Here is a 23825-nt window from a genome sequence, read left to right on the forward strand (position 1 = left end):
CCTGCATCAAATATCGCTCATGCTGGGCGGCGCTTTGATACCGCGCGCCGTCCGCTTCCATTCACTCGCTGCTCAGGCGTGCTGCTGGTCGCCTTCGACCACCGCTTCGCCGTGACGCTGCTTGTAGTCGGCGACCGCTGCCTTGATCGCGTCTTCCGCGAGGATCGAGCAGTGGATCTTCACCGGCGGCAGCGCCAGTTCTTCGGCGATCTGCGTGTTTTTGATCGACATTGCCTCGTCGAGTGTCTTGCCCTTCACCCATTCGGTGACGAGCGAACTCGACGCGATCGCCGAACCGCAGCCATACGTCTTGAACTTCGCGTCTTCGATCACGCCGTCCGCGCCCACGCGGATCTGCAGCTTCATCACGTCGCCGCAGGCCGGCGCGCCGACCATGCCAGTGCCGACCGCATCGTCGTCCTTCGCGAAGGAACCGACGTTGCGCGGGTTTTCGTAGTGGTCCAGAACCTTGTCGCTATAAGCCATGATTACACTCCTTGATTCGTTTCAACCTGCAATTCGATGAATTCGACGTCGTCCACACGGCGCGTCAGTGCGCTGCCCACTGGATGGTCGAAATATCTATCCCGTCCTGGTGCATTTCCCACAGCGGCGACAGGTCGCGCAGCTTGGAAATCTTGCCCTTCAGCAGGTTGATCACGTAGTCGACATCCTGCTCGGTCGTGAAGCGGCCCACCGTGAAGCGGATCGAGCTGTGCGCGAGCTCGTCGTTGCGGCCCAGTGCGCGCAGCACGTACGACGGCTCCAGCGACGCTGATGTACAGGCCGAGCCCGACGACACCGCGACGTCCTTCACCGCCATGATCAGCGACTCGCCTTCAACGAAGTTGAAGCTGATGTTCAGGTTGTGCGGCACACGCTTTTCCATGTCGCCGTTCACATACACTTCTTCCATTTCCGACAGACCAGCCAGCAGACGGTCGCGCAGCATGCGCACGCGCTCGTTTTCCGTCGCCATTTCTTCGCGCGCGATACGGAACGCTTCGCCCATGCCCACGATCTGGTGCGTGGCCAGCGTGCCCGAGCGCATGCCGCGCTCGTGACCGCCGCCGTGCATCTGCGCCTCGATGCGGATACGCGGCTTGCGACGCACGTACAGCGCACCGATGCCCTTCGGACCGTAGGTCTTGTGCGCCGAGAACGACATCAGGTCGACCTTCTGCTTTTGCAGGTCGATCGCGATCTTGCCGGTGGCTTGCGCTGCGTCGACGTGGAAAATGATGCCCTTCTCCCGGGTGATTTCGCCGATCGCCTCGATGTCCTGGACCACGCCGATTTCGTTGTTCACCGACATCACCGACACCAGGATCGTGTCCGGACGCAGCGCGGCCTTGAACTTCTCGAGGTCGATCAGGCCGTCGTCCTTGACGTCCAGATACGTGACTTCGAAGCCTTCGCGTTCGAGTTCGCGGCAGGTGTCGAGCACGGCCTTGTGCTCGGTCTTCACCGTGACGATGTGCTTGCCCTTGCTCTTGTAGAAGTGCGCCGCACCCTTGATCGCAAGGTTGTCCGACTCCGTTGCGCCCGAGGTCCAGATGATTTCGCGCGGGTCGGCGTTCACCAGCGCGGCGACGTTCTCACGCGCTTCTTCGACTGCGCGCTCCGCGTCCCAGCCATACGAGTGGCTGCGCGATGCGGGGTTGCCGAACTGCTCGCGCAGATACGGAATCATCTTGTCCACCACGCGCGGATCGACCGGGGTCGTGGCGCTGTAGTCCATGTAGATGGGCAGATGGAGAGAGTCGTTGTTCATCAATTGCTCCGGGGACGTCATGTGCTCTGGCTTCTGGGTTCTTTGTCAGGCTGCGGCGTAGTCGATACCGCGCCTCAGGAACCGGCCATGTTGAAAACGGAATTGGGACCTTTCGGCGCGACGCGGACCGGCTCGACCGGCGGCGCTTCGTTGCGCCTGTCGCGCAACACCGTCGGCGCGCCTTCGCGCGAACGCTGCTGATCGACCAGATCCTTCAGGGACACCGAATCGAGGTACTCGACCATTTTCTGGTTCAGCGTCGACCACAATTCATGCGTCATGCAGTGGCCGTCGTGCTGCTTGGTGCCCTCGCACGAGCCCTTGCCGCCGCACTGGGTGGCGTCGAGCGGCTCGTCGACCGCGATGATGATGTCGGCCACCGTGACGTCTTCGGCGCGGCGGGCCAGATTGTAGCCGCCGCCGGGGCCGCGCACGGACTCGACGATTTCGTGACGACGCAGCTTGCCAAACAGCTGCTCGAGATAGGACAGGGAGATATGTTGGCGCTGGCTGATACCCGCAAGCGTCACCGGGCCCTGCTCCTGGCGCAGCGCCAGGTCAATCATCGCCGTGACGGCGAAACGGCCTTTCGTGGTGAGTCTCATATGGTGTGGGAACCGCTATTCTCGACAAGTTTGGTCAAGTATAAATACATGAGCGATTTAGTCAAGTATACCCCCTTCAATTTTGTGTCCTTTGCTTAATTGCTGCCGCCGCCCGGTGCTTTGCCGGCTGAAACCGTTAGCAATTGCGGACGCAAGGCGGCGATCAGGCCGCGGCAGGCGGCTTCGCACTGATCCAGCACCTGCTCGAAACCTTCCGCGCCGCCGAAGTACGGATCGGCGACTTCGCGGGTGCCGCCCCAACGGCTGTCCGCTTCCGGCACGAACTCCATCAGCAGGCGGATCTTGTCGCGCATCCGGGGCGGGCAGATCTGCCGGAGCGCGGCGACGTTCTTGTCGTCCATCGCGATCAGCAGGTCGAAGCGCTCGAAGTCAGCTGCGCTGATCTGCCGGCCGCGCAACGCGGCCAGCTTGTAGCCCCGCTGTCCGGCCGCATGCTGCGCGCGTTCGTCGGGCGCGCTACCGATGTGCCAGTCACCCGTGCCGGCGGAGTCGATCAGAATGCGCTCCGCAAGCTTCGCTTCTTCGACCAGATGACGCATCACGCCCTCCGCAGTGGGCGAACGGCAGATGTTCCCGAGGCACACGAAACAGACGGACACGGTTTTCATCTGGGGTTCGGGCGCTTTCGCGCGAGGGTAAGACCGACAGTTAGCAAACGGTGCCGCGATTATACAAAGCGAGGCAGAATTTCGCCCGAGGCCGCTCCGGCGGGGTCAAGCGCTACGACGGAGCCAGCGGGCGCGATGTGTAGCCGGCGCGCGCTGGCCGCTCCGCCGTATTCCGCCTCGCGCCTGGCACCCTTAGGATGCTTCGGCGAGCGGCATCGCGGCAGCCGCGCGGATCGGTTTAGCCGGCAGCGCCGCCGCGGCATCGATCATGCCGTACGAAACCGCGCGCGCCAGTTCGGCGGTCAGTTGATCCGCATCGAGGGGAGCCTGCGGCGCGCGCGAAGCGGCATTGCCGCTAATGTGCAAAAAAGCGAGCGCTGCGAGCGGCACAACAATGGCGAGGGGCCAGTACACCGATATTGTCTTTTTCATGATGTCGTTTTCCGATTAGGGGACGCATGAGCTTGTGACCCACTATGCCCGGCACAAATCCTATAGGAATTCACAATCGGGGAAAACCCACTGCCACGAGATACAGCGTTGCTCCAAGTGGAACAGTCACCAGACAGTTTCGCTGCTTCACGCACCAGCGTGCTGGCATGAAAAAGAAATCCTTACAAACATATACAAACGCGAACTAACGGATGGGGATAATGGCGGTCTTACAAAAGTAATCCTCACGCACTGGTCGTTGAAATGAAACGTTTTGCACCACTCGCCGGCCTCGTCGTCGCTGCCCTGCTTGCCGGCTGCGCAGTCTACCCGGACGGTACGCCGATGTACGGCAACGGTTACGGCGCCTATGAAGGTTATGACGGCTACGCCGCCGGCGGCCCGGCCATGCCGCAAACCAACGTCTATATGGGGTACAGCAATTATTCCGGTCCGGGCTATTACGGTGCCCCGGGCCGCTATTACGGGCCGGGGCCGGGTTATCGGGGCTACCCCGACCGCGACCGCCCGCACAACGGCAATGACGGTAACCATGACAACCACGGCGACAACGGTGGCCGACATGGACCGCCGAACGGTGGGCCACCGCCTCAGGGCGCGGTCGGCGGGCCGCGCGGCCCCAGCGGGTCAAGCGGGCCGCACCCCGGCGCGGGAGGTCCGCCGCCGGCGTCGCCACAGCAGCAAGCCGGCAATGGAGGCGGACGCGGTAATGGCGGTGGTGGCGGGCAATCGAGAGGCTCCAACGGCCGTGAGCCTGGACAGCCGACTAATCATTAGGCGATGTGTTTCGAGGGGGCCGCTTGTTTCGAGGCCTTCTCCGCCTCGCGTCGCTTCATGGCTTCATCCGGCGTCTAGTTGCATCACGCACGGAAATGCAGAGGCACCGCACCGTCAGCGCGGCGGCGCGATAACACGGGTTGCATGACTGCGCGTAAGCCTCATTTGCCCGACGACGCGATACAAGGTTGGCAGCTCGCGTCCCCACCAGCACCGAAGCGCCTTTAGTCGATGCCGTGCATCTCAGCCGATATGGCTGCGCTGGGCGGCATACAACTCCCTGAACGTCCGGCCGACCGGCGCCGGCATCTCGCGCGTATTGGTCCAGCCAGCGCCACCCATTGGCAGTTTGGCGATCGAACGGTTGCGCCCGCCCATGCGCTCAAGCACCCGCACGGCCAGTTTGGTAAAGAGCGCATAAGCATCAGGATGCAGCGCCAGAAAACCCCACACGGCAAGACCCACGCGCTCCTTCCAGGGCCGCAGACGCCGCTCCACCTGTTTTTCGCGCAGCTTGCGCAACAGATCGGAGAGCGGAATTCCCACCGGGCAAACGCTATTGCACTCGCCGCACAGCGTCGCGGCTTGCGGCAAATCCAGCGCCTTGTCGATCCCGACATAGCTCGGCGTCAACACAGAGCCCATAGGTCCCGGATATACCCACCCATACGCATGGCCGCCCACCTTCTGATAAACCGGGCAATGGTTCATGCACGCACCACAGCGGATGCACCTGAGCATCTCCTGGAAATCGCCGCCGATCAGCCCCGTGCGCCCGCCGTCGACCAGCACCACATACATATGTTCGGGACCATCCTGATCGCCCGCGCCGCGCGGTCCGGTCAACACGGAAAAATAATTCGACGTGGCCTGACCGGTCGCCGAGCGCGGCAACAGACGCATCGCCGTCGCGAGATCCTCCAGCGTCGGCAGCACCTTCTCGATGCCGGTCACGGCAACATGAACGCGCGGCATTACCGTGCACATGCCTTCGTTGCCCTCGTTCGTGACGAGTGCGACCGAGCCCGTTTCCGCAACGACGAAGTTGCCGCCCGTCACACCCATGTCCGCGCTCAGAAAATGCGGCCGCAGCATCTCGCGCGCTTCGCGCGTCATCTCGGGAATCTCGGTCAGACGCGGCCGGCCGTGTATTTTCGCGAACAGGTCGGCGATCTCGTCCTTATCCTTATGGACGACCGGCGCGATGATGTGGCTCGGCGGCTCGTTGTCGTTGATCTGCAAAATGTACTCGCCGAGATCGGTTTCGATCGACTGCACGCCCATCTGCCCGAGCACTTCGTTCAGGCGCATTTCCTCGGTGACCATCGACTTGGTCTTGATCACCTTCTTCACGCCGTGCTTGCGCGCGATATCGCCGACGATCCGCGCGGCCTCCTGGGTCGTCTCGGCGAACAGCACCGTCACGCCGCGCCGGGTCGCCTCGCGCTCGAAGCTCTCCAGCCACACGTCGAGATTCTCCAGCGCGCGATTACGGCGCTCCTTGAGCGCGGCGCGGGTCGCCGGAAAGTCGATCGCAGTCATCGCCTGGCGCGGGCCGACACGAACTTGGTGGACAGCTTGGTCAGGTTCTGCTGCAAACGCTGGTCGGCGAGCTTCTGACCAGCGCGAGCCTTGAACTGCATCGATTGAACTTGCATGACGGCCTTAGGCGGAATCGAAGCGAAACGCGCAGAACATACGCGCGGAACGACTAGCGTGAAATGAATGGCGCGGGTGGCGCGGGTGGTGCGAGATGGCGCGTGGCGAACGGGCGATGCCCTCATACGTCGCCGGCCAGCACCTGCGCGATGTGCAGCACCCGCGTCGTGTAGTCTCCGGTCCGCCGCAGACGGCCTTCGATATTGAGCATGCAGCCAAGATCGCCGAGCACCACAGTCCCAGTGCCGCTCGCGCTGATATTCGCGCATTTCTCGTCGACGATCGCCGTCGAAATATCGCCGTACTTGACTGCGAACATGCCGCCGAACCCGCAGCAATGCTCGCAGTCCTTCATCTCCTTCACCGCCACGCCGACTTGCGCGAGCAACGCGCGCGGCTGGCTCTTGACGCCGAGTTCGCGCAAGCCCGAGCAGGAGTCGTGATACGTCACCTGACCCTGGCCCGCCAACTCGCCCGGCCGCAATTGCACCTTGGCGACATTGACCAGGAAATCGGTCAGCTCGAACACCTTCGCGCGCAACCGCCCGAAGCGGTTCATCAGCTCGGGATCGTCCGCGAACAGGTCGCCATAGTGCGCGCGGATCATGCCGCCGCACGACCCCGACGGCACCACCACGTAATCGAACTGTTCGAACTCGCGCAAGGTTTTTTCGGCGAGATCGCGTGCGATGCGCCGCTCTCCCGAGTTGTACGCGGGCTGACCGCAACAGGTCTGCGCGGGGGGCACCACCACCTCGAAACCGGCGCCTTCGATCAGTTTGATGACCGAAAAACCGATTTCGGGACGCATCAGGTCGATCAGGCAGGTGACGAACAATCCGACTCGCATGAGCCCTCCTTCGGGAAAACGTCCCTGATTATCCGCTGTTTGGCGCACAATACCAACGGCCAGAAGGCATAGGACGAACGTGGGACGAAATCGGAGCAGCCCTTCGAAGCGCGTTCGCTTTTTTCACAATACGAGATACAATCAATTTCCGCTGTTTGACGCGCCACCCGATTCCTCCCATGAGCGATACGAACCCGGATCCCAAAACTTCGATCCAGGTGATCGAACGCATGATGCGATTGCTCGATGCACTCGCGGCGCATAGCGACCCGGTCAGCCTGAAAGAACTCGCTATCCGCACGGAGCTGCATCCGTCCACCGCGCACCGCATCCTGAACGATATGGTGATGTGCCGGCTGGTCGACCGCTCGGACCCCGGCACTTACCGTCTCGGCATGCGCCTGCTCGAACTGGGCAATCTGGTGAAGGCGCGCCTCTCGGTACGCGACGCGGCGCTCACGCCAATGCGCGACCTGCACCGCCAGACGGGCCAGACCGTGAATCTGTCGGTGCGCCAGGGCGACGAGATCGTGTATATCGAACGCGCGTACTCCGAACGCTCCGGCATGCAGGTGGTGCGGGCCATCGGCGGGCGGGCGCCGTTGCACCTGACCTCGGTGGGCAAGCTGTTCCTCGCCGCCGACGAATCGACCCGCGTGCGGGCTTACGCGACGCGCACCGGGCTGTCGGGGCACACGCAGAACAGCATCACCGACCTGACCAAGCTGGAGCGCGAACTGTCGCACGTGCGGCAGCAGGCTTGCGCGCGCGACAACGAGGAACTGGAACTCGGTGTTCGTTGTATTGCAGCAGGAATCTACGATGACACCGGCAAGCTGGTCGCGGGCCTGTCGTTGTCGGCGCCGGCGGACCGCTTGCAGGACTCCTGGCTGGGGCAGCTCAGCCAGACGGCGCTGATGATTTCCGAATCGCTCGGCTATCGGCCGCAAGCGCCGCACGACCATTCGCGCGGTCAGCACAGCTAGGGCCACGGCAACTTTTCCGTCGGCATTCGGCACAAAAAAGCCCCGCATTCGCGAGGCTTTTTTTTCGAACCGGCCGATCCGGAAAAGCCGGTCGGCCGCCGCACCCAGTCAGGTGCCCGGACCGCCAGCGTCCGCGCTGGTAATGCGCGCCTGATCGCCGCCGTTATCCAGCCAGGTGCGCAAACGCGAGGCGTCCGCGAAACGCGAGTACTTACCCGACGAATCGAGCAGCACCATGATCATCGGACGACCATGAATGGTGGCCTGCATCACGAGGCACTCGCCCGCTTCGTTGATGAAACCGGTCTTCTGCAGGCCGATGTCCCACGTCGGGTTACGCACCAGCGCATTGGTGCTGTTGTACGCCAGCGTGCGCTTGCCGGTGTACACGTCGTAGCTGTGGTCGGTCGAGAACCGGCGAATCACCGGATACTGGTACGCCGCGTTGACCATCTTCACGAGGTCACGCGCGCTCGACACGTTCTGGCTCGTCAAACCCGTCGGATTTTCGAAATGCGTGTCGGTCATGCCGAGTTGCTTCGCCTTGGCGTTCATCGCCGCGAGGAACGCCGGGCGGCCGCCCGGGAAGTAACGCGACAGCGCCGCGGCGGCACGGTTTTCCGAGGCCATCAGCGCGATGTGCAGCATGTCCTCTCGCGACAGCACCGAGCCCACCGACAGGCGCGAGCCAGTGTTCTTCTCGTAGTCGCGGTCTTCGTCGGTGACTTCGATCTGGTCGGTCATCGGCTCTTTCGAATCGAGCACCACCATCGCCGTCATCAGCTTGGTGATCGACGCGATCGGCACCACGGCGCGCGAGTTCTTGTCGAACAGCGACTCGCCGGTATTCTGGTCGATCACATACGCCACGCTCGAGCGCAGCATCAGCGCGTCCGGCGTTTCGTGCAGACCGAAAGCCTGCCCGACGGTCGGCTGGCGTGGCTCGTACGCGACGCGGCGCACCACCGAGTGATGACGGCCGTTCGACGTGAAGCTCACGCGCTTGCGCTTGACGCTGGCGCGCGGCGCATCGTCGTCCGCGGCGGCCACGGTCTTCGCAGCCGCGCCTTTGCCGGCCTTCGCCGACTTGCCCGACTCCTTCGCGGCGGCAGTGGCGGCGGCCGGCTTCTTCGCGGCTTTTGCGTGTTTGGAGGTTTTTGTAGTTTCAGCAGGCGTGGCGGCAAAAGTGCTGACGGGCGCGGCGAACGCCGCTGCGACGACCAGGGAGACGGCCACCGACAGAGCGGTGCTGCGGGCCGCGCCGTGGATCACTTTTAGCGACGAAAACATGTCGGTTTTCATGGGTGTTCTATAGGGAGCGGCGAGAGGTTTCCGCAAGTGTAGTAAAACAACGAAAAATTAGCAATTTGAAGCACTTATGAGCACTCCTTAAACCGGCTTCTAAGCTCCGATCGCAAAAACACGAATAAGTGCCGGGCCTCGATCGAAAAAAACGATCGAGGCGCACCGCGTCTCACCATTGCCGTCTCAGCGCGAATCGAGGGGATTCTTGCAGCATAACGGCAAGTTCGAGACAACCTTGATCAGGGGAAATACGGTCGGCACTGGCAGATGCGGCGGCGCCAATGCCGTTGAACGTCGTCGGGGCCTCGCGTCCAAACTCTTAAACGCCTGCTGGAGATCATCCGACGCGCGTTCGACCGGCTTAGGTCATTAACGTTCCGTGACAGTTTGCGGTTTACACGGAAGCTGGCAAATGCCCAGATTTTTCAAGATGCAAGACGTTACCACCAAGCGATCCACCGCGACATTCCTGCGGAAATTAGCTGACAAATCGATAACAGTAGCCGCTTTTTTGCCGCACCAGTGCAGTGCGCCGACGAATCGACCGCCGTCATCTGAATGTCATGCTTACTGCATAAGGTATTGTTTTATCAACAATTTCTTAATATTGTGCGACGCACAAAAAGTACTTGACATTCGTTGCGCCTATCTTAAAATGGGAACCATTGCTGCGATGCACAATACATCGCGGTCCGGTGAGACGACCTAACGCGTCTCGCCACCCACCCAATGCGGTCCGCACAGACAGACCGCTACCCAGGAGCGTAAACCATGACTCTGCTGACCCCCGAGCAATTCGCCGCAGCCCAGAAAGCCAACTTCGAAACGCTGTTCGGTCTGACGACCAAAGCATTTGAAGGCGTCGAAAAGCTGGTTGAGCTGAACCTGCAAGTCGTGAAGTCGACCCTCGCGGAAAGCCAGGAAAATGCCCAACGCGCGTTGTCGGTGAAGGACGCGCAGGAATTGCTGGCGCTGCAGGCAAGCCTCGCGCAGCCGGTGGCTGAAAAGGCGCTGTCGTACGGCCGCCACGTGTATGAAATCGTCTCGGCAACGCAAGGTGAATTCACCCGCGTCGCTGAAGCCCAGTTCGAAGAACAAAACCGCAAGGTTCAGTCGCTCGTCGAAAACGTCGCGAAGAACGCACCGGCCGGTTCGGAAACCGCAGTTGCCGTGATGAAGTCGGCGATCACCGCCGCCAACACCACGTACGAAACGGTCCACAAGGCAACCAAGCAAGCCGTCGAGATCGCAGAAAGCAACTTCAATGCAGCCGCTACGGCCGCATCGAAGGCAGCTTCGCAAGCCGCCGCACAAGCATCGCGCTCGGCCAAGAAGGCAGTCTAAGCTTCAGCCTTCGCTTTGACGCAGCACCCCACGCCGGCCCAGCGCACTCGCTGGGCCGGCGTTATCGCAAACAACAGCGTCGCGCCGTTGCCGCTCACACGGTTCGATTGGCCGAACGCTCCGATACGTTGAACAGCGTATCGTTTGCCCGGCGTAAGGCCGGGATTTTTTTGCCGGTCTTCGTGCTTGCTCTGCCCTGTCCGGGGTCAAAAAAACGGCGCGTCCTTCACAGGACGCGCCGTTTTTTCTTTGCTTCGCCGGGCCCGCCCGCAAGCGGACGGCCCCCAAACGAGCGGCGTTACTTCTTCTTTTGCGGCGGCAGGTCGGTACAGACGCCTTCATACAACTCGGCGGCCATGCCGATCGATTCGCCGAGCGTCGGATGCGGATGAATCGTCTTGCCGATATCCGTTGCATCCGCACCCATTTCGATCGCGAGACAAACTTCGCTGATCAGGTCGCCAGCATTCAGACCGACGATCCCGCCGCCGATCACACGGTGCGTTTCCTCGTCGAACAGCAGCTTCGTGAAGCCTTCGTCGCGGCCATTGGCGATCGCGCGGCCCGAAGCGGCCCACGGGAACACCGCCTTGCCGTACTTGACGCCCTCGGCCTTCAACTGGTCTTCCGTCTTGCCGGCCCAAGCCACTTCCGGATCGGTGTAGGCCACCGACGGAATCTGCAGCGCGTCGAAGTACGCCTTCTCGCCATGCGCGGCTTCCGCGGCGACGTGGCCTTCGTGCACCGCCTTGTGCGCGAGCATCGGCTGTCCGACGATATCGCCAATCGCGAAGATGTGCGGCACGTTGGTGCGCATCTGCTTGTCGACGTCGATGAAGCCACGATCCGTCACCGCGACGCCGGCCTTGTCCGCGCCGATCCTCTTGCCATTCGGCGTACGGCCGACCGCGACCAGCACGAGGTCATAGCGCTGCGCTTCGGCCGGCGCCTGCTCGCCTTTGAACGACACGTAGATGCCGTCGTCCTTCGCTTCGGCCGCGGTGGTCTTGGTCTTCAGCATGACGTTTGCGAAACGCTTGCTGTTGTACTTGTCCCAGACCTTGACCAGGTCGCGGTCCGCGCCGGCCATCAGGATGTCGAGCATTTCGACCACGTCGATTTTCGCGCCGAGCGTCGCGTACACAGTCGCCATTTCCAGACCGATAATGCCGCCGCCGATCACCAGCATGCGCTGCGGAATCTGCCGCAATTCGAGCGCGCCGGTTGAATCGACCACCCGCGGATCTTCCGGAATGAACGGCAGCTTCACCGCTTCGGAGCCGGCGGCGATGATCGCCTGCTTGAACTTGACGACTTTCTTGCCGCCTTCGGTCTGCACTTCCATGTGGTTCGGATCGACAAACGCGCCGGTGCCCGTCACCACTTCGACCTTGCGCGCCTTGGCCATGCCGGCGAGACCGCCGGTCAGCTTCTTGACGACGCCCGACTTGAAATCACGCAGCTTGTCGAGATCGATCTGCGGCTTCCCGAACGTGATGCCGTGCGCGCCGAGTTCTTCGGCTTCGTCGATCACGAGCGCGGTGTGCAAGAGCGCCTTCGACGGAATACAGCCGACGTTCAGACAGACGCCGCCGAGTGTCGAATAACGCTCGACCAGCACCGTCTTCATGCCGAGATCGGCCGAGCGGAACGCGGCCGAATAACCGCCCGGGCCCGACCCGAGCACGAGCATGTCGCACTCGATATCCGCACTACCGGAAAAACTGCCGGCTTGTGGCGCGGGCGCCGCCGCCTTGGGCGCGGCGGCGGGAGCGGCAGCTTGCGCCGGCGCTTTCTCGGCTTCCTTGGGCGCGTCCTTCGCGGGCGCCGCGTCCGCCGACGTTTCGACGAGCGCGATGACCGTGCCTTGCGAAACCTTGTCGCCGGCCTTGATGCGGATTTCCTTGACGGTGCCGGCGGTATCGCTCGGCACTTCCATGGAAGCCTTATCGGATTCGAGCGTCAGCAGCGACTGTTCTTTTTCGATCGCATCGCCCGGCTTGATGTTGACTTCGATGACATCGACGTCCTTGAAGTCACCGATGTCCGGCACTTTTACTTCGACGAGACTCATGGTGTCCCCTTCTCTTGTTGATCGTGACGATGAGGCAGCGTGAACAGGGCAAGGCAGCCTCACTCAGCGCAAAAGCTGGCAGCGCACAGGACAGAATCAGCCTTTGCTGTCCGGCCGGGACGCGCCTTTCTTTTGCCTGCTTTTCTTTGGAGGACAAAGAAAAGCAGGTGCCGCCCCGCACAGGGGCGACGCTAGTGGACCGCCATGAAAACAAGTTCAATGGGGAACGTGGATCACCGACAAAACCCACGCTCCCAGCGTTACCGCGAGGTCATCAAATCAAAGAATCACACGCCGGAAATCGGCAAGAATCGCACTCAGGTAAGCATTGAAGCGCGCCGCTTCCGCCCCGTCGATCACGCGATGGTCATACGACAGCGACAGCGGCAGCGTCAGGCGCGGCACGAATTGCTTGCCGTCCCACACCGGCTTCATCGCACCGCGCGACAGGCCGAGAATCGCGACTTCAGGCGCATTGATGATCGGCGTGAAGTTCGTGCCGCCGATCCCGCCCAGCGACGAAATCGAGAAGCAGCCGCCTTGCATCTGATCCGGCTTCAGCTTGCCTTCGCGTGCGGCCTTCGACAGATCGGTCATTTCCTTCGCGATCTCGACGAGGCCCTTCTTGTCCGCGTCGCGAATCACCGGAACCACCAGACCGTTCGGCGTGTCGGCGGCAAAACCCACGTGGTAGTACTGCTTGAACACGAGGTTGTCGCCGTCGAGGCTTGCGTTGAAGGTTGGGAATTTCTTCAGGGCCGACACCACGGCCTTGATCACGAACGCCAGCATCGTGATCTTCACGCCGGCCTTTTCGTTTTCCTTGTTCAACTGCACGCGCAGCGCTTCGAGTTCGGTGATGTCCGCTTCGTCGTTGTTCGTGACGTGCGGGATCATGACCCAGTTGCGATGCAGATTCGCGCCCGAAATCTTCTTGATGCGCGACAGCGGCTTCGGATCGATCGGACCGAACTTCGTGAAGTCGATCTTCGGCCACGGCAGCAGATTCAGCTCGCCGCCGCCTGCGGCTGCGGGTGCACCTGCGGGCGCAGCACGCTGGCCGGTCATCACGCCCTTGATGAAGGCGGTCACGTCGGCTTGCGTGATACGGCCCTTCGGACCCGTGCCCTGCACTTGCGTCACGTCGACGCCGAGTTCGCGCGCGAACTTACGCACTGACGGCGACGCATGGCTCGCGCGACGTGTGCCGCCCTCGCCTGCCGGAATCAGCGGCGCTTGCGCGAGCGCTGACGGAGCCGCCGGTGCGGGCGATGGCGTCGCCGGCGCGTCGGACGGCTTTTCGGCCGACGCCTGCTTCGCGGCGGGTGCGGGCGCCGCAGCGGCCGCGCCGCCTTCGGCTTCCACCACCACGATCACCGAACCTTCCGAGACCGTATCGCCGACCTTGACCTTCACTTCCTTGACGACGCCGGCGGCCGAGCTCGGCACGTCCATGGTCGCCTTGTCGGATTCGAGCGTCACCAGCGACTGCTCTTTCTCGACGCGATCGCCGACCTTCACCGCGACTTCGATCACGGGAATGTCTTTGTAGTCGCCGATATCCGGCACCTTGACTTCCTGCAGGCCGCCGCTAGCAGCGGGCGCCGCAGCCGCAGCGGGTGCCGGCGCAGCGGCGGGAGCCGGCGCAGCAGCAGGCGCGGGCGCCGGCGCGGCTGCAGGCGCCGCAGCGGCCGCGCCATCTGCAGCGCCATCCAGCACGACGATCAGCGAACCTTCCGACACGTTGTCGCCGACCTTGACCTTCACTTCCTTGACGACGCCGGCGGCCGAGCTCGGCACGTCCATGGTCGCCTTGTCGGATTCCAGCGTGACGAGCGATTGCTCTTTCTCGACGGTGTCACCCGCCTTCACCAGCACCTCGATCACAGGGATGTCCTTGTAATCGCCGATGTCCGGCACCTTGACTTCGATCGCTTGACTCATTGTTAGTGTCTCCTGGGCCGCGCACGCGCCCGGCCTCTGTCGATCAGAGGCGGGCGCGCACGCCATGGCACACGGGGAATGATGCCTTAGACGGTCATCGGGTTGGGTTTGGCGGGATCAAGGTTGTATTTCTTGAGCGCCTCGGCGACGACCTTGCGTTCGATCGCGCCCTCGTCTGCCAGTGCATTCAACGCGGCAACCGTGACCCAGTAGCGGTCGACTTCGAAGAAGTGGCGCAGCTTCTCGCGGGTGTCCGAACGGCCATAGCCGTCCGTGCCCAGCACGACGAACTTCTGCGGCACGAACGCGCGGATCTGCTCGGTCAGCGCGCGCACGTAGTCGGTCGATGCGATGACCGGACCTTGTGCGTCCTTGAGCAGCTTCTCGACGTGCGAGAGCTTCTTTTCTTCGGCCGGGTGCAGCAGGTTCCAGCGCTGCACTTCGTGGCCTTCGCGCGCGAGTTCGGTGAAGCTCGGCACGCTCCACAGGTCGGCGGCGACGCCCCAGTCGTTCTTCAGCAGGTCGGCGGCGGCGATCACTTCGTTGAAGATCGTGCCTGCACCCATCAGTTGAACGCGCGGCGCCTTCTTGTCGGCCTCGGCCTTGCGGAACGCGTACATGCCCTTGATGATGTCGGCCGCTACAGCATCGCCCTGCGGCATCGCCGGGTGCTCGTAGTTCTCGTTCATCACCGTGATGTAGTAGTACACGTCTTCCTGGTCGGCCACCATGCGGCGCAGACCGTCCTGCATGATGACCGCCAGTTCGTAACCGAACGTCGGGTCGTAGCTGATGCAGTTCGGCACCGAAGCGGCCCATAGCAGCGAGTGGCCGTCTTCGTGTTGCAGACCTTCGCCGTTCAGCGTCGTGCGGCCCGCCGTGCCGCCCAGCAGGAAGCCGCGCGAGCGCATGTCGCCCGCCGCCCATGCGAGGTCGCCGATACGCTGGAAGCCGAACATCGAGTAGAAGATGTAGAACGGGATCATGATTTCGCCGTGCGTCGAGTACGACGTCGCGGCTGCGATCCAGTCGGCCATGCCGCCGGCTTCGTTGATGCCTTCCTGGAGGATCTGACCGGTTTCCGACTCACGGTAGAACATCAGCTGGTCGGAATCTTCCGGCACGTACTTCTGGCCGTCCTGATTCCAGATGCCGATCTGGCGGAACAGGCCTTCCATGCCGAAGGTACGCGATTCGTCCGGCACGATCGGCACGACGCGCTTGCCCAACGCCTTGTCCTTCAGCAGGATGTTCAGGATCCGCACGAACGCCATCGTCGTGGAGATCTCGCGGCCTTCGCCCGTGCCCTTCAACAGCGGCTCGAATGCCGACAGTTCCGGCACCGGGAGCGACTCGGCCTTCTGGCGACGCGCCGGCAGATAGCCGCCGAGGTCCTGGCGGCGGGCGCGCATGTACTCGAGTTCCTTCGAACCTTCTTCGAACTTGAGGTACGGCACGTTGACGAGATCTTCGTCGGCGATCGGCAGACGGAACTGGTCGCGGAATTTCTTCAGCTGCTCCACCTGCATCTTCTTCTGCTGGTGGGTGATGTTCATGGCCTGGCCGGCTTCGCCCATGCCGTAGCCCTTGATCGTCTTCGCGAGAATGACGGTCGGCTGGCCCTTCGAATTCGACGCTTCCTGGAACGCTGCGTAGATCTTGTGCGGATCGTGGCCGCCGCGATTCAGATTCCAGATTTCGTCGTCGGACCATTCGGCGACCAGCGCCTTCAGCTCCGGCGTATTGAAGAAGTGCTCGCGCACAAAGGCGCCCGACTCCGACTTGTACGTCTGGTATTCGCCGTCGACGACGTCCATCATCCGGCGCATCAGCGCGCCCGACTTGTCGCGTTGGAACAGGGCATCCCAGCGGCTGCCCCAGATGACCTTGATCACGTTCCAGCCTGCGCCGCGGAATTCGCTTTCCAGCTCCTGGATGATCTTGCCGTTGCCCCGCACCGGGCCGTCGAGACGCTGCAGGTTGCAGTTGATCACGAATACCAGGTTGTCGAGGCGTTCGCGGCCGGCCATGCCGATCGCGCCGAGCGATTCCGGCTCGTCCGTTTCACCGTCGCCGAGGAAGGCCCAGACCTTGCGGCCGTCGGTCTTCGCGACGCCGCGCGCCTGCATGTACTTCATGAAGCGCGCCTGGTAAATCGCCATGATCGGGCCGAGGCCCATCGACACGGTCGGGAACTGCCAGAAGTCCGGCATCAGCCACGGGTGCGGGTACGACGAAATGCCCTCGCCGCCTACTTCCTGACGGAAGTTGTCGAGCTGGTTTTCGGTCAGGCGGCCGAGCAGGAACGCGCGCGAGTAGACGCCCGGCGACGAGTGGCCCTGCACGAACACGAGATCGCCGCCATGTTCGGCCGACGGCGCATGCCAGAAATGGTTGTAGCCGACGTCGTACAGCGTGGCCGCCGAAGCGAACGACGCGATGTGACCGCCGACGTTGGTTTCCTTGCCGGCGCGCAGCACCATCGCGATGGCGTTCCAGCGGGTATACGAGCGGATGCGGTGTTCGAGGTCCTGGTCGCCGGGGATCTTCGCCTGGCGCGCGACCGGAATCGTGTTGATGTACGGGGTGTTGGCCGAGAACGGCAGATGTTCGCCATGCACGCGCGCGAATTCGATCTGTTTCTCGATCAGGTAGTGGGCGCGGTCTGGGCCCACAGCAGAAATCACGCCATCCAGCGCTTCCAGCCATTCGCCGGTTTCCTGGGGATCGTCGTCTTTTTCGGCGGCGACATATTTCATGACTTCGTCGGGTACAGCGGACATGCTCGTCTCCTGGATGTAGAGGAACGCTCTTTGAACACACGGCGCGGGCGAGGCACGACCGCGGCAGCTTCGGCCGATTGTAATAAGGGTCCCGACGTCCGCGCAACAAAATTTTCAAATTGCGAGATCAGTTCTCACAATGCGGAAAATTGCTGCGGCGCAACCTGATTTGACTGCCGTTCGACGAATACCTCGGCTAGTTTGCGCCGATTAACGGCACTTTCCGTGCTTTTTTGCGCGTTTTGTCAGGGACGTGCTGCGCTACAATGCCACGCATGTTGACCGAACGGCTTTTCACTCGCTCGGCGCGCACCGCCGGTTCGCCGGCGGATTCGACGCCGTCCTCCCGCTGGCACCATGGACCATGGTGGTCGAATTCCTATTTGCTGACGCCGCTCCTGTCGATCCTGGTGTTTCTGGTCGTCATGAGCCTGATCCTGTGGAGTCTGAACCGGCGCGAACAGCAACAGCAGGAAGACACGCTGTATCGCAACGTCGCGTGGGCGCAGCAGCAGATCCGTCTGTCCATGACGGGTGCGCAGGAGCAGATCCAGGCGCTCGCGCGCGATCTGGCCACCGGCCACTCCGATCCGCATTCGTTCCAGGTGTCCACCACGGACATCATGCAGGGGCATCCCGAGATCCTCTACATGAACTGGTACACGAGCGCGCAACAGCCGCGCTGGCCGAACACCGCCCTGCCGGTCTTCGGCCAGCGCCTCGCGCGGCCCAACGACGCGCAGATGGACGAAGCCGTCAAGGCCGCCTTTGCCGAGGCGCGCAACACGCGCCGCCAGGTGTACTCGCCGCTGATCTACGACGACCTCGGCAACGGCTACATCACGCTGCAAACGCCCGTGTTCCGCGACCGCGAATTTCTCGGCTCGATCGCCGCGGTGTTCTCGGTGGAAGGCATCCTGAAGCGCGACATTCCGCCTGAGTTGTCGGCCAAGTACAAGATCTCGATCATCGACGTGAACAACCGCGAGTTGACCACCACGTCGACCCGCCCGCGCCTGCCGCGCGACATGTTCTACGACCTGCCGCTCGATCCGCCCGGCCAGGGCATCTCGGTGCGCGTCTACGCGTTCCCGCAGATGACCAACTTCACCAACAACACACTGGTGTGGCTGGTGGCCGGCCTGTCGTGTTTCGTGCTGTGGAGCCTGTGGAGTCTGTGGAAGCACACGCGGCAACGTTTCGAGGCGCAACAGGCGCTGTATGCGGAAGCGTTTTTCCGCCGCGCGATGGAAAACTCGGTGCTGATCGGCATGCGCGTGCTCGACATGCACGGCCGCATCACCCACGTGAATCCCGCGTTCTGCCGGATGACCGGCTGGGACGAGGGCGATCTGGTCGGCAAGAACGCGCCGTTCGCCTACTGGCCGCGCGATGCCTACCCCGAGATGCAGCGCCAGCTCGACATGACGCTGCGCGGCAAGGCGCCGTCGTCCGGCTTCGAATTGCGCGTGCGCCGCAAGGACGGCTCGCTCTTCCACGCGCGCCTCTATGTGTCGCCGCTGATCGACAGCTCGGGGCGCCAGACCGGCTGGATGTCGTCGATGACCGACATCACCGAGCCGAAACGCGCGCGCGAGGAGCTCGCCGCCGCCCACGAACGCTTCACCACCGTGCTCGAAAGCCTCGACGCCGCGGTGTCCGTGCTGGCCGCCGACGAAGCCGAGCTGCTGTTCGCCAACCGCTACTACCGGCACCTGTTCGGCATCCGCCCCGACGGCCACCTGGAATTGGCGGGCGGCGGGTTCGATACCGCACAGGCATCGTCCGATTCGATCGATATGGTGGACACCTATGCGGGCCTGCCCGCCGCCGCGTTGACCGAAAGCACCGCCGATGCGCAGGAAATCTACGTGCAAAGCATTCAGAAATGGTTCGAAGTGCGCCGCCAATATATCCAGTGGGTGGACGGCCACCTCGCCCAGATGCAGATCGCGACCGACATCACCACCCGCAAGCGCGCACAGGAACTCGCGCGCCAGCAGGACGAAAAGCTGCAGTTCACCAGCCGCCTGATGACGATGGGCGAGATGGCCTCGTCGCTCGCGCACGAACTCAATCAGCCGCTCGCCGCGATCAACAACTATTGCTCCGGAACCGTTGCACTGGTTAAATCCGGTCGGACCACGCCCGACAACCTGCTCCCGGTGCTCGAGAAGACCGCGCAGCAGGCGGTACGAGCCGGCATGATCATCAAGCGCATTCGCGAATTCGTGAAGCGCAGCGAACCGAAGCGGCAAGCCACGCGCGTCGCCGACATCGTCGCGGACGCAGTGGGTCTCGCCGAGATCGAAACGCGCAAGCGGCGCATTCGCATCGTCACCGATCTGCGCTCGCGCCTGCCTGTGATCTACGTCGACCCGGTGCTGATCGAGCAGGTGCTGGTCAACCTGCTCAAGAACGGCGCCGAGGCGATGGCCGAAGCGCGCCCGAACGCGGTCGATCCGGTGATCCGCGTGGTCGTGCGGCTGGAGAGCGGATTTGTCTGCATCAGCGTCGTCGACCAGGGTCCGGGCGTCGACGAAGCGACAGCCGAGCGGCTGTTCGAACCGTTTTACAGCACCAAGTCCGATGGTATGGGCATGGGGCTGAACATTTGCCGTTCGATTATCGAATCGCACCGCGGCCGTCTGTGGGTGGTAAACAACGTCGAGTCCGACGGCCACATCACAGGCGCCACGTTCCATTGCAGTCTGCCTATTGGAGAGCCTGACGGCCCGAGCAACGGCGGGTCAGAGGCGCCGACACCACAAACCGTTACGGGAGAGCTATGAACAGCCCAGTCACCACACAGGAAACTGTCTTTGTCGTCGACGACGACGAGGCCGTGCGAGATTCGCTGCGCTGGCTGCTGGAGGCGAACGGCTACCGCGTGCAATGCTTCTCCAGCGCCGAGCAGTTCATCGACGCCTGGCAGCCGCATCAGCACCCCGGCCAGATCGCATGCCTCATCCTCGATGTGCGGATGTCCGGCATGAGCGGGCTCGAGTTGCAGGAACGCCTGATCGCCGACAACGCGTCGCTGCCGATCATTTTCGTGACGGGCCACGGCGACGTGCCGATGGCGGTGTCGACGATGAAAAAAGGCGCGATGGACTTCATCGAGAAGCCGTTCGACGAAGCCGAGTTGCGCAAGCTTGTCGAGCGCATGCTCGACAAGGCGCGCACTGAGAGCACCAGCGTGCAGCAGCAACGCGCCGCCGCCGAGCGTCTTGGCAAGCTGACCGCACGTGAGCATCAGGTGCTCGAGCGCATCATCGCGGGCCGCCTGAACAAGCAGATCGCCGACGACCTCGGCATCAGCATCAAGACGGTCGAAGCGCATCGCGCGAACATCATGGAAAAGCTCAACGTCAACACGGTCGCCGATCTGCTGCGACTCGCGCTGTCGAACAAGCCGCAAGCGGCGCAATAAAACGCCGGGCGGTATTCCCGCCACAAGTTATCGAGTGATCAACGGCCGGACTACATGAAAGTCCGGCCCGTGTCACTTCTTCGCCGGCCCGCTCGCCGCGCTTCATCTGCTTCGTCCATGCGTCGCGGTTGCCGGCTTGCTGCCGGGCTCGCTTTCGCGTCTGCTTCAAGGGCCGCTGCTAGTCCCGCTCTGCGGCCCGGCAACAAAAGCGAACCGTGCCCATCTTCGATGTGTCCGCACACATCGCTCAATCCCATGGCCCGGCAATCACGGCGCTGCTCGCAACACCTCAATCCTCTGACCAGATTGACAAGCCCGGCCACGCCTCCTAAGTTATACAGAACTCCTCAACGGAAACCGTGGATGCGCGATCAATGCGGCGATGCGATGCGGCACATGTCTTGCGCAATTGCGCGAAGCGCCGCGAGCGCACGCAGAGGTCGTGGCTCGACGTTCTCCACTTTGCCACGGCATCGGCATGGGCATCGCCCCGCACCGCATTGCCGCGCCCCCACATCTGCCTGCCAGTACTCCTGTTCGCCTCGCCGCTTGTGCTTTCCTTGATTTCATCGTGACGTATCGACGTCTCGCTGCAACCCAAACGGGAGGATTTCATCGTGAAACGATCCGGAGCACGCCGCTCGCGCGCGTTTCTGGCTTGCGCCGCCCTGCTGGGCACGCCGCTGTTCGCCGGTTTCGTCATGCCGGGCGTCGTCCATGCGCAGCAAGGCGCCGCGAAGATCTCGAACCAGCAACTCGATTCGCTGACGGCGCCCATCGCGCTATATCCCGACGCGCTGCTCGCGCAGGTGCTGATGGCCTCGACCTTCCCGCAGGAGGTGGAAGCCGCGGCCGCCTGGTCCAAAGCGAACTCGAAACTGCAAGGCGACGACGCCGTGAAGGCGGTCGCCAGCGAGCCGTGGGACCCGAGCGTGCAATCGCTGGTCGCGTTCCCGCAGGTGCTCGCGACGATGTCGTCGAAGCCGGATTGGGTCGCGCAAATCGGCAACGCTTTTCTTGCTCAGCCCAATGACGTGATGGACTCCGTGCAGCGCCTGCGCAAGCAGGCGCACTCGGCCGGCAATCTGCAGACGAACGCGCAGCAGAAGGTGGTAGTCGAGCAGAGCACGATCCAGATCGTGCCGGCCAATCCGCAGATCGTGTACGTGCCGACCTACAACCCGACGGTCGTCTACGGTACGTGGCCGTATCCCGCATACCCGCCGGTGTATGTACCGCCGCCACCCGGTTATGCGGTCGCGAGCGGGCTCGCCGCTGGCCTTGCGTTCGGCGCCGGCGTCGCCGTGGCGAATTCGCTGTGGGGCGGCTTCAATTGGAATACGCATGACGTCAACGTCAATGTGAACCGGTACAACAACATCAACGTGAACAACCGGATCAACGCGAACAGCAGCACGACGCACTGGAACCGCAACGCCAACATCAATAACGCGAACATCAACCGCAACAACGTCAACAACAACCTCAGCGGCGCGCAGCGCGATGCGTATCGCGGCCGCGACGACGCCCGCGCGCAAGCGCAGCAGACCTTGCAGAACCGCACCGGCCAGCAGATGAGCGGCACCGCGAGCCAGCGCGTGCAAGGAATTCATCAAGGCGGCGGCGCGAACCCGAATGTGCAAAACCGCGCGCAGAATCTCAATCGCGACAACGCGCTGCGCGGCGCCGGCGACGGCAATGCCGCGCGCCAGGACGCTCAACGCGGCGAAGCGAGCCGGGCCAAACTTGCGGGCGGCCAGCATCCAGGCGGCGGCTTTGGCGCGAACGGCGGCGGCCAGCAATATCACGGTGGCGGGGGCGGCGGATTCGGCGCGCATGGCGGCGGCATGCAGCACGGCGGCGGCCAGATGGGTGGCGGAGGCGGCAGACTGGGCGGTGGTGGCGCGGGTGGGCATCACTTTGGCGGTCGCCGTTGAACGTTCAACAGGAGTCTCTGATGATGCGCTTCTTCTCACGGGCCCCATCGCGCGCCCACCTGCGGACACTCGCCACCGCCCTCGGCAGCGCCGGCGCCATGCTGATCGCGCCGGTGCTGCTGGGCGTCGCGAACGTCGCCCATGCACAAGCCGTCTACCCGAGCGCCACCGACGCCGCCGACGCCCTGGTCGATGCCCTCGCACGCAACGACGAGGCCGGGTTGAGGCATGTGCTCGGCAACGACTTTCACCAGTTCATCCCCGCCGCGGGCATCGGCGAGGACGACATCTACCAGTTCCTCGGCGCGTGGTCGAGGAGCCATAAGATCATCGAAGATCCGGCCGCCGGCAATGGACGCGCCACCGCGCATCTGGCAGTGGGCGACAGCGACTGGACCTTGCCGATTCCGCTCGTGCAGGCGGCGCACGGCTGGCGCTTCGATCCACCGGCGGCGCGCGGCGAGATGCTTACGCGCCGCATCGGCCGCAACGAACGCGCCGCGATCATGACCTCGCTCGCCTACCTCGACGCACAGAACGACTACCACAACCTGACCCAGCATTACGCGCAGCGCTTCGTCAGCACACCGGGACAGCGGGACGGCCTGTACTGGCCGACGGCGCCCGGCGAGGCGGAAAGCCCGCTCGGGCCGCTCGCCGCCACGATGCCCAATGGCACGCTGCCCAAGGAGGCGTATCACGGCTATCACTACCGGATCCTGACCGCGCAAGGACCGCATGCGAAAGGCGGTGCGCAGAATTATGTGCAGAACGGCGCACTGACCGGCGGCGTCGGCCTGATCGCATCGCCGGCCGATTATGGCAAGACCGGTGTGATGAGCTTTATCGTCAATCAGGATGGGCAGGTGTATCAGAAGAACCTCGGGCCGCAAACAGCGCGTGCGGCGGCCGCGATCCGGTCGTTCGATCCGGATGATAGTTGGCAGCCGGCGCAGCCGTAAGGCGTGCCGTTAGCCGTAAAGGGGCGGCGGCCTGCAGGCCAGGTTGCCCGCAATGTTCGCTGCGGGCTTCGCGCCCGCACGGCGTTGGCTTCGAATTGACAGCGGCACGCGACGAAGCCACGCGTGGCCGTTCAGCGTGAACCGTGAGTTCGCCACGCGAAGCCCGCGCGGATTGCATACGCTGCGAACCTGTTCCGGCCTTCGCATCGCCTTCACATTCGCACCCGCATACGGCGAACCCGTGCGTGGCCGATCAGTGCGGACCTTGGGCTCGCCACGCAAAGCGCACACGGCCAGTATCGCCCACAGC

General features: G+C 63.2%; 17 protein-coding genes and 1 pseudogene. 7 read left to right on the forward strand and 11 right to left on the reverse strand.

Annotated elements, in window-relative coordinates; all coding sequences use genetic code 11:
• Positions 1-72: 72 nt before the first annotated feature.
• From iscU to P0D89_RS00965, 5 genes are all read right to left on the reverse strand, one after another.
• Positions 73-486 (reverse strand): Fe-S cluster assembly scaffold IscU, encoded by a 414-nt coding sequence (gene iscU / locus P0D89_RS00945; protein ID WP_408376024.1) that lies wholly within the window; start codon positions 484-486, stop codon positions 73-75.
• A gap of 64 nt (positions 487-550) precedes the next feature.
• Positions 551-1774 carry an IscS subfamily cysteine desulfurase gene (locus P0D89_RS00950; protein ID WP_408376025.1) on the reverse strand — a complete coding sequence of 408 codons (1224 nt, stop codon included), beginning with the start codon at positions 1772-1774 and terminating at the stop codon, positions 551-553.
• 74 nt (positions 1775-1848) lie between these two features.
• Entirely contained in the window at positions 1849-2379 is a 531-nt protein-coding gene (iscR, locus tag P0D89_RS00955; protein WP_149668166.1) for a Fe-S cluster assembly transcriptional regulator IscR, read from the reverse strand.
• A gap of 95 nt (positions 2380-2474) precedes the next feature.
• Positions 2475-3008: a low molecular weight protein-tyrosine-phosphatase gene (locus tag P0D89_RS00960; protein ID WP_408376026.1), complete on the reverse strand. Its 534-nt coding sequence runs from the start codon at positions 3006-3008 to the stop codon at positions 2475-2477.
• Between the two features lie 192 nt (positions 3009-3200).
• Entirely contained in the window at positions 3201-3440 is a 240-nt protein-coding gene (locus tag P0D89_RS00965) for a hypothetical protein (protein WP_408376027.1), read from the reverse strand.
• 264 nt (positions 3441-3704) lie between these two features.
• On the opposite strand from P0D89_RS00965, the gene P0D89_RS00970 reads away from it, so the two are divergent.
• Positions 3705-4238, forward strand: coding sequence for a hypothetical protein (locus tag P0D89_RS00970; RefSeq protein ID WP_408376028.1), 534 nt, complete (start codon positions 3705-3707; stop codon positions 4236-4238).
• A 243-nt stretch (positions 4239-4481) separates the two neighbouring features.
• Here the strand turns inward: P0D89_RS00970 and P0D89_RS00975 are convergent.
• Together P0D89_RS00975 and P0D89_RS00980 are read right to left on the reverse strand one after the other, a co-directional pair.
• A pseudogene (locus P0D89_RS00975) lies at positions 4482-5896 on the reverse strand (lactate utilization protein B).
• A gap of 122 nt (positions 5897-6018) precedes the next feature.
• Positions 6019-6747 (reverse strand): (Fe-S)-binding protein, encoded by a 729-nt coding sequence (locus P0D89_RS00980; protein ID WP_408376029.1) that lies wholly within the window; start codon positions 6745-6747, stop codon positions 6019-6021.
• A 179-nt stretch (positions 6748-6926) separates the two neighbouring features.
• On the opposite strand from P0D89_RS00980, the gene P0D89_RS00985 reads away from it, so the two are divergent.
• On the forward strand, positions 6927-7733 hold the full coding sequence (locus P0D89_RS00985; protein WP_408376030.1) for an IclR family transcriptional regulator: 807 nt from the start codon (positions 6927-6929) through the stop codon (positions 7731-7733).
• Positions 7734-7841: 108 nt separating this feature from the next.
• Here the strand turns inward: P0D89_RS00985 and pbpG are convergent, their stop codons facing one another.
• On the reverse strand, positions 7842-9035 hold the full coding sequence (gene pbpG, locus P0D89_RS00990) for a D-alanyl-D-alanine endopeptidase (RefSeq protein ID WP_408376031.1): 1194 nt from the start codon (positions 9033-9035) through the stop codon (positions 7842-7844).
• A gap of 774 nt (positions 9036-9809) precedes the next feature.
• On the opposite strand from pbpG, the gene P0D89_RS00995 reads away from it, so the two are divergent.
• Complete coding sequence (locus P0D89_RS00995; RefSeq protein WP_095418901.1) at positions 9810-10382, forward strand: phasin family protein; 573 nt, start codon at positions 9810-9812, stop codon at positions 10380-10382.
• A 298-nt stretch (positions 10383-10680) separates the two neighbouring features.
• On the opposite strand, the gene lpdA is transcribed toward P0D89_RS00995, so the two are convergent.
• From lpdA to aceE, 3 genes are all read right to left on the reverse strand, one after another.
• Positions 10681-12456, reverse strand: coding sequence for a dihydrolipoyl dehydrogenase (gene lpdA, locus P0D89_RS01000; RefSeq protein WP_408376032.1), 1776 nt, complete (start codon positions 12454-12456; stop codon positions 10681-10683).
• A gap of 279 nt (positions 12457-12735) precedes the next feature.
• Entirely contained in the window at positions 12736-14400 is a 1665-nt protein-coding gene (gene aceF, locus P0D89_RS01005; RefSeq protein WP_408376033.1) for a dihydrolipoyllysine-residue acetyltransferase, read from the reverse strand.
• An 86-nt stretch (positions 14401-14486) separates the two neighbouring features.
• The gene (gene aceE, locus P0D89_RS01010; RefSeq protein ID WP_408357855.1) at positions 14487-17183 is read right to left on the reverse strand and encodes a pyruvate dehydrogenase (acetyl-transferring), homodimeric type; all 2697 of its coding nucleotides are present in this window, start codon (positions 17181-17183) and stop codon (positions 14487-14489) included.
• Between the two features lie 275 nt (positions 17184-17458).
• On the opposite strand from aceE, the gene fixL reads away from it, so the two are divergent.
• From fixL to P0D89_RS01030, 4 genes are all read left to right on the forward strand, one after another.
• Positions 17459-19975, forward strand: a complete 2517-nt coding sequence (gene fixL, locus P0D89_RS01015; RefSeq protein WP_408357856.1) for an oxygen sensor histidine kinase FixL — start codon at positions 17459-17461, stop codon at positions 19973-19975.
• Entirely contained in the window at positions 19972-20616 is a 645-nt protein-coding gene (fixJ, locus tag P0D89_RS01020; protein ID WP_408357857.1) for an oxygen response regulator transcription factor FixJ, read from the forward strand. The genes fixL and fixJ overlap by 4 nt, the downstream gene beginning before the upstream one ends.
• A 617-nt stretch (positions 20617-21233) precedes the next feature.
• Positions 21234-22553 carry a DUF3300 domain-containing protein gene (locus P0D89_RS01025; RefSeq protein WP_408357858.1) on the forward strand — a complete coding sequence of 440 codons (1320 nt, stop codon included), beginning with the start codon at positions 21234-21236 and terminating at the stop codon, positions 22551-22553.
• A 20-nt stretch (positions 22554-22573) separates the two neighbouring features.
• Positions 22574-23515, forward strand: coding sequence for a DUF2950 domain-containing protein (locus P0D89_RS01030; RefSeq protein WP_408357859.1), 942 nt, complete (start codon positions 22574-22576; stop codon positions 23513-23515).
• Positions 23516-23825: the final 310 nt, after the last annotated feature.

Source organism: Paraburkholderia sp. RL18-085-BIA-A (genome assembly GCF_046027075.1).
GTDB lineage: Bacteria > Pseudomonadota > Gammaproteobacteria > Burkholderiales > Burkholderiaceae > Paraburkholderia.

Coding starts and splice junctions, on each gene's coding strand:
- P0D89_RS00965 (WP_408376027.1), bottom strand. CDS start 3,440: ATGAAAAAGACAATATCGGTGTACTGGCCCCTCGCCATTGTTGTGCCG.
- P0D89_RS00980 (WP_408376029.1), bottom strand. CDS start 6,747: ATGCGAGTCGGATTGTTCGTCACCTGCCTGATCGACCTGATGCGTCCC.
- iscR (WP_149668166.1), bottom strand. CDS start 2,379: ATGAGACTCACCACGAAAGGCCGTTTCGCCGTCACGGCGATGATTGAC.
- P0D89_RS00970 (WP_408376028.1), top strand. CDS start 3,705: ATGAAACGTTTTGCACCACTCGCCGGCCTCGTCGTCGCTGCCCTGCTT.
- P0D89_RS00960 (WP_408376026.1), bottom strand. CDS start 3,008: ATGAAAACCGTGTCCGTCTGTTTCGTGTGCCTCGGGAACATCTGCCGT.
- fixL (WP_408357856.1), top strand. CDS start 17,459: ATGTTGACCGAACGGCTTTTCACTCGCTCGGCGCGCACCGCCGGTTCG.
- pbpG (WP_408376031.1), bottom strand. CDS start 9,035: ATGAAAACCGACATGTTTTCGTCGCTAAAAGTGATCCACGGCGCGGCC.
- P0D89_RS00995 (WP_095418901.1), top strand. CDS start 9,810: ATGACTCTGCTGACCCCCGAGCAATTCGCCGCAGCCCAGAAAGCCAAC.
- aceF (WP_408376033.1), bottom strand. CDS start 14,400: ATGAGTCAAGCGATCGAAGTCAAGGTGCCGGACATCGGCGATTACAAG.
- P0D89_RS00985 (WP_408376030.1), top strand. CDS start 6,927: ATGAGCGATACGAACCCGGATCCCAAAACTTCGATCCAGGTGATCGAA.
- P0D89_RS01030 (WP_408357859.1), top strand. CDS start 22,574: ATGATGCGCTTCTTCTCACGGGCCCCATCGCGCGCCCACCTGCGGACA.
- fixJ (WP_408357857.1), top strand. CDS start 19,972: ATGAACAGCCCAGTCACCACACAGGAAACTGTCTTTGTCGTCGACGAC.
- iscU (WP_408376024.1), bottom strand. CDS start 486: ATGGCTTATAGCGACAAGGTTCTGGACCACTACGAAAACCCGCGCAAC.
- P0D89_RS00950 (WP_408376025.1), bottom strand. CDS start 1,774: ATGAACAACGACTCTCTCCATCTGCCCATCTACATGGACTACAGCGCC.
- aceE (WP_408357855.1), bottom strand. CDS start 17,183: ATGTCCGCTGTACCCGACGAAGTCATGAAATATGTCGCCGCCGAAAAA.
- lpdA (WP_408376032.1), bottom strand. CDS start 12,456: ATGAGTCTCGTCGAAGTAAAAGTGCCGGACATCGGTGACTTCAAGGAC.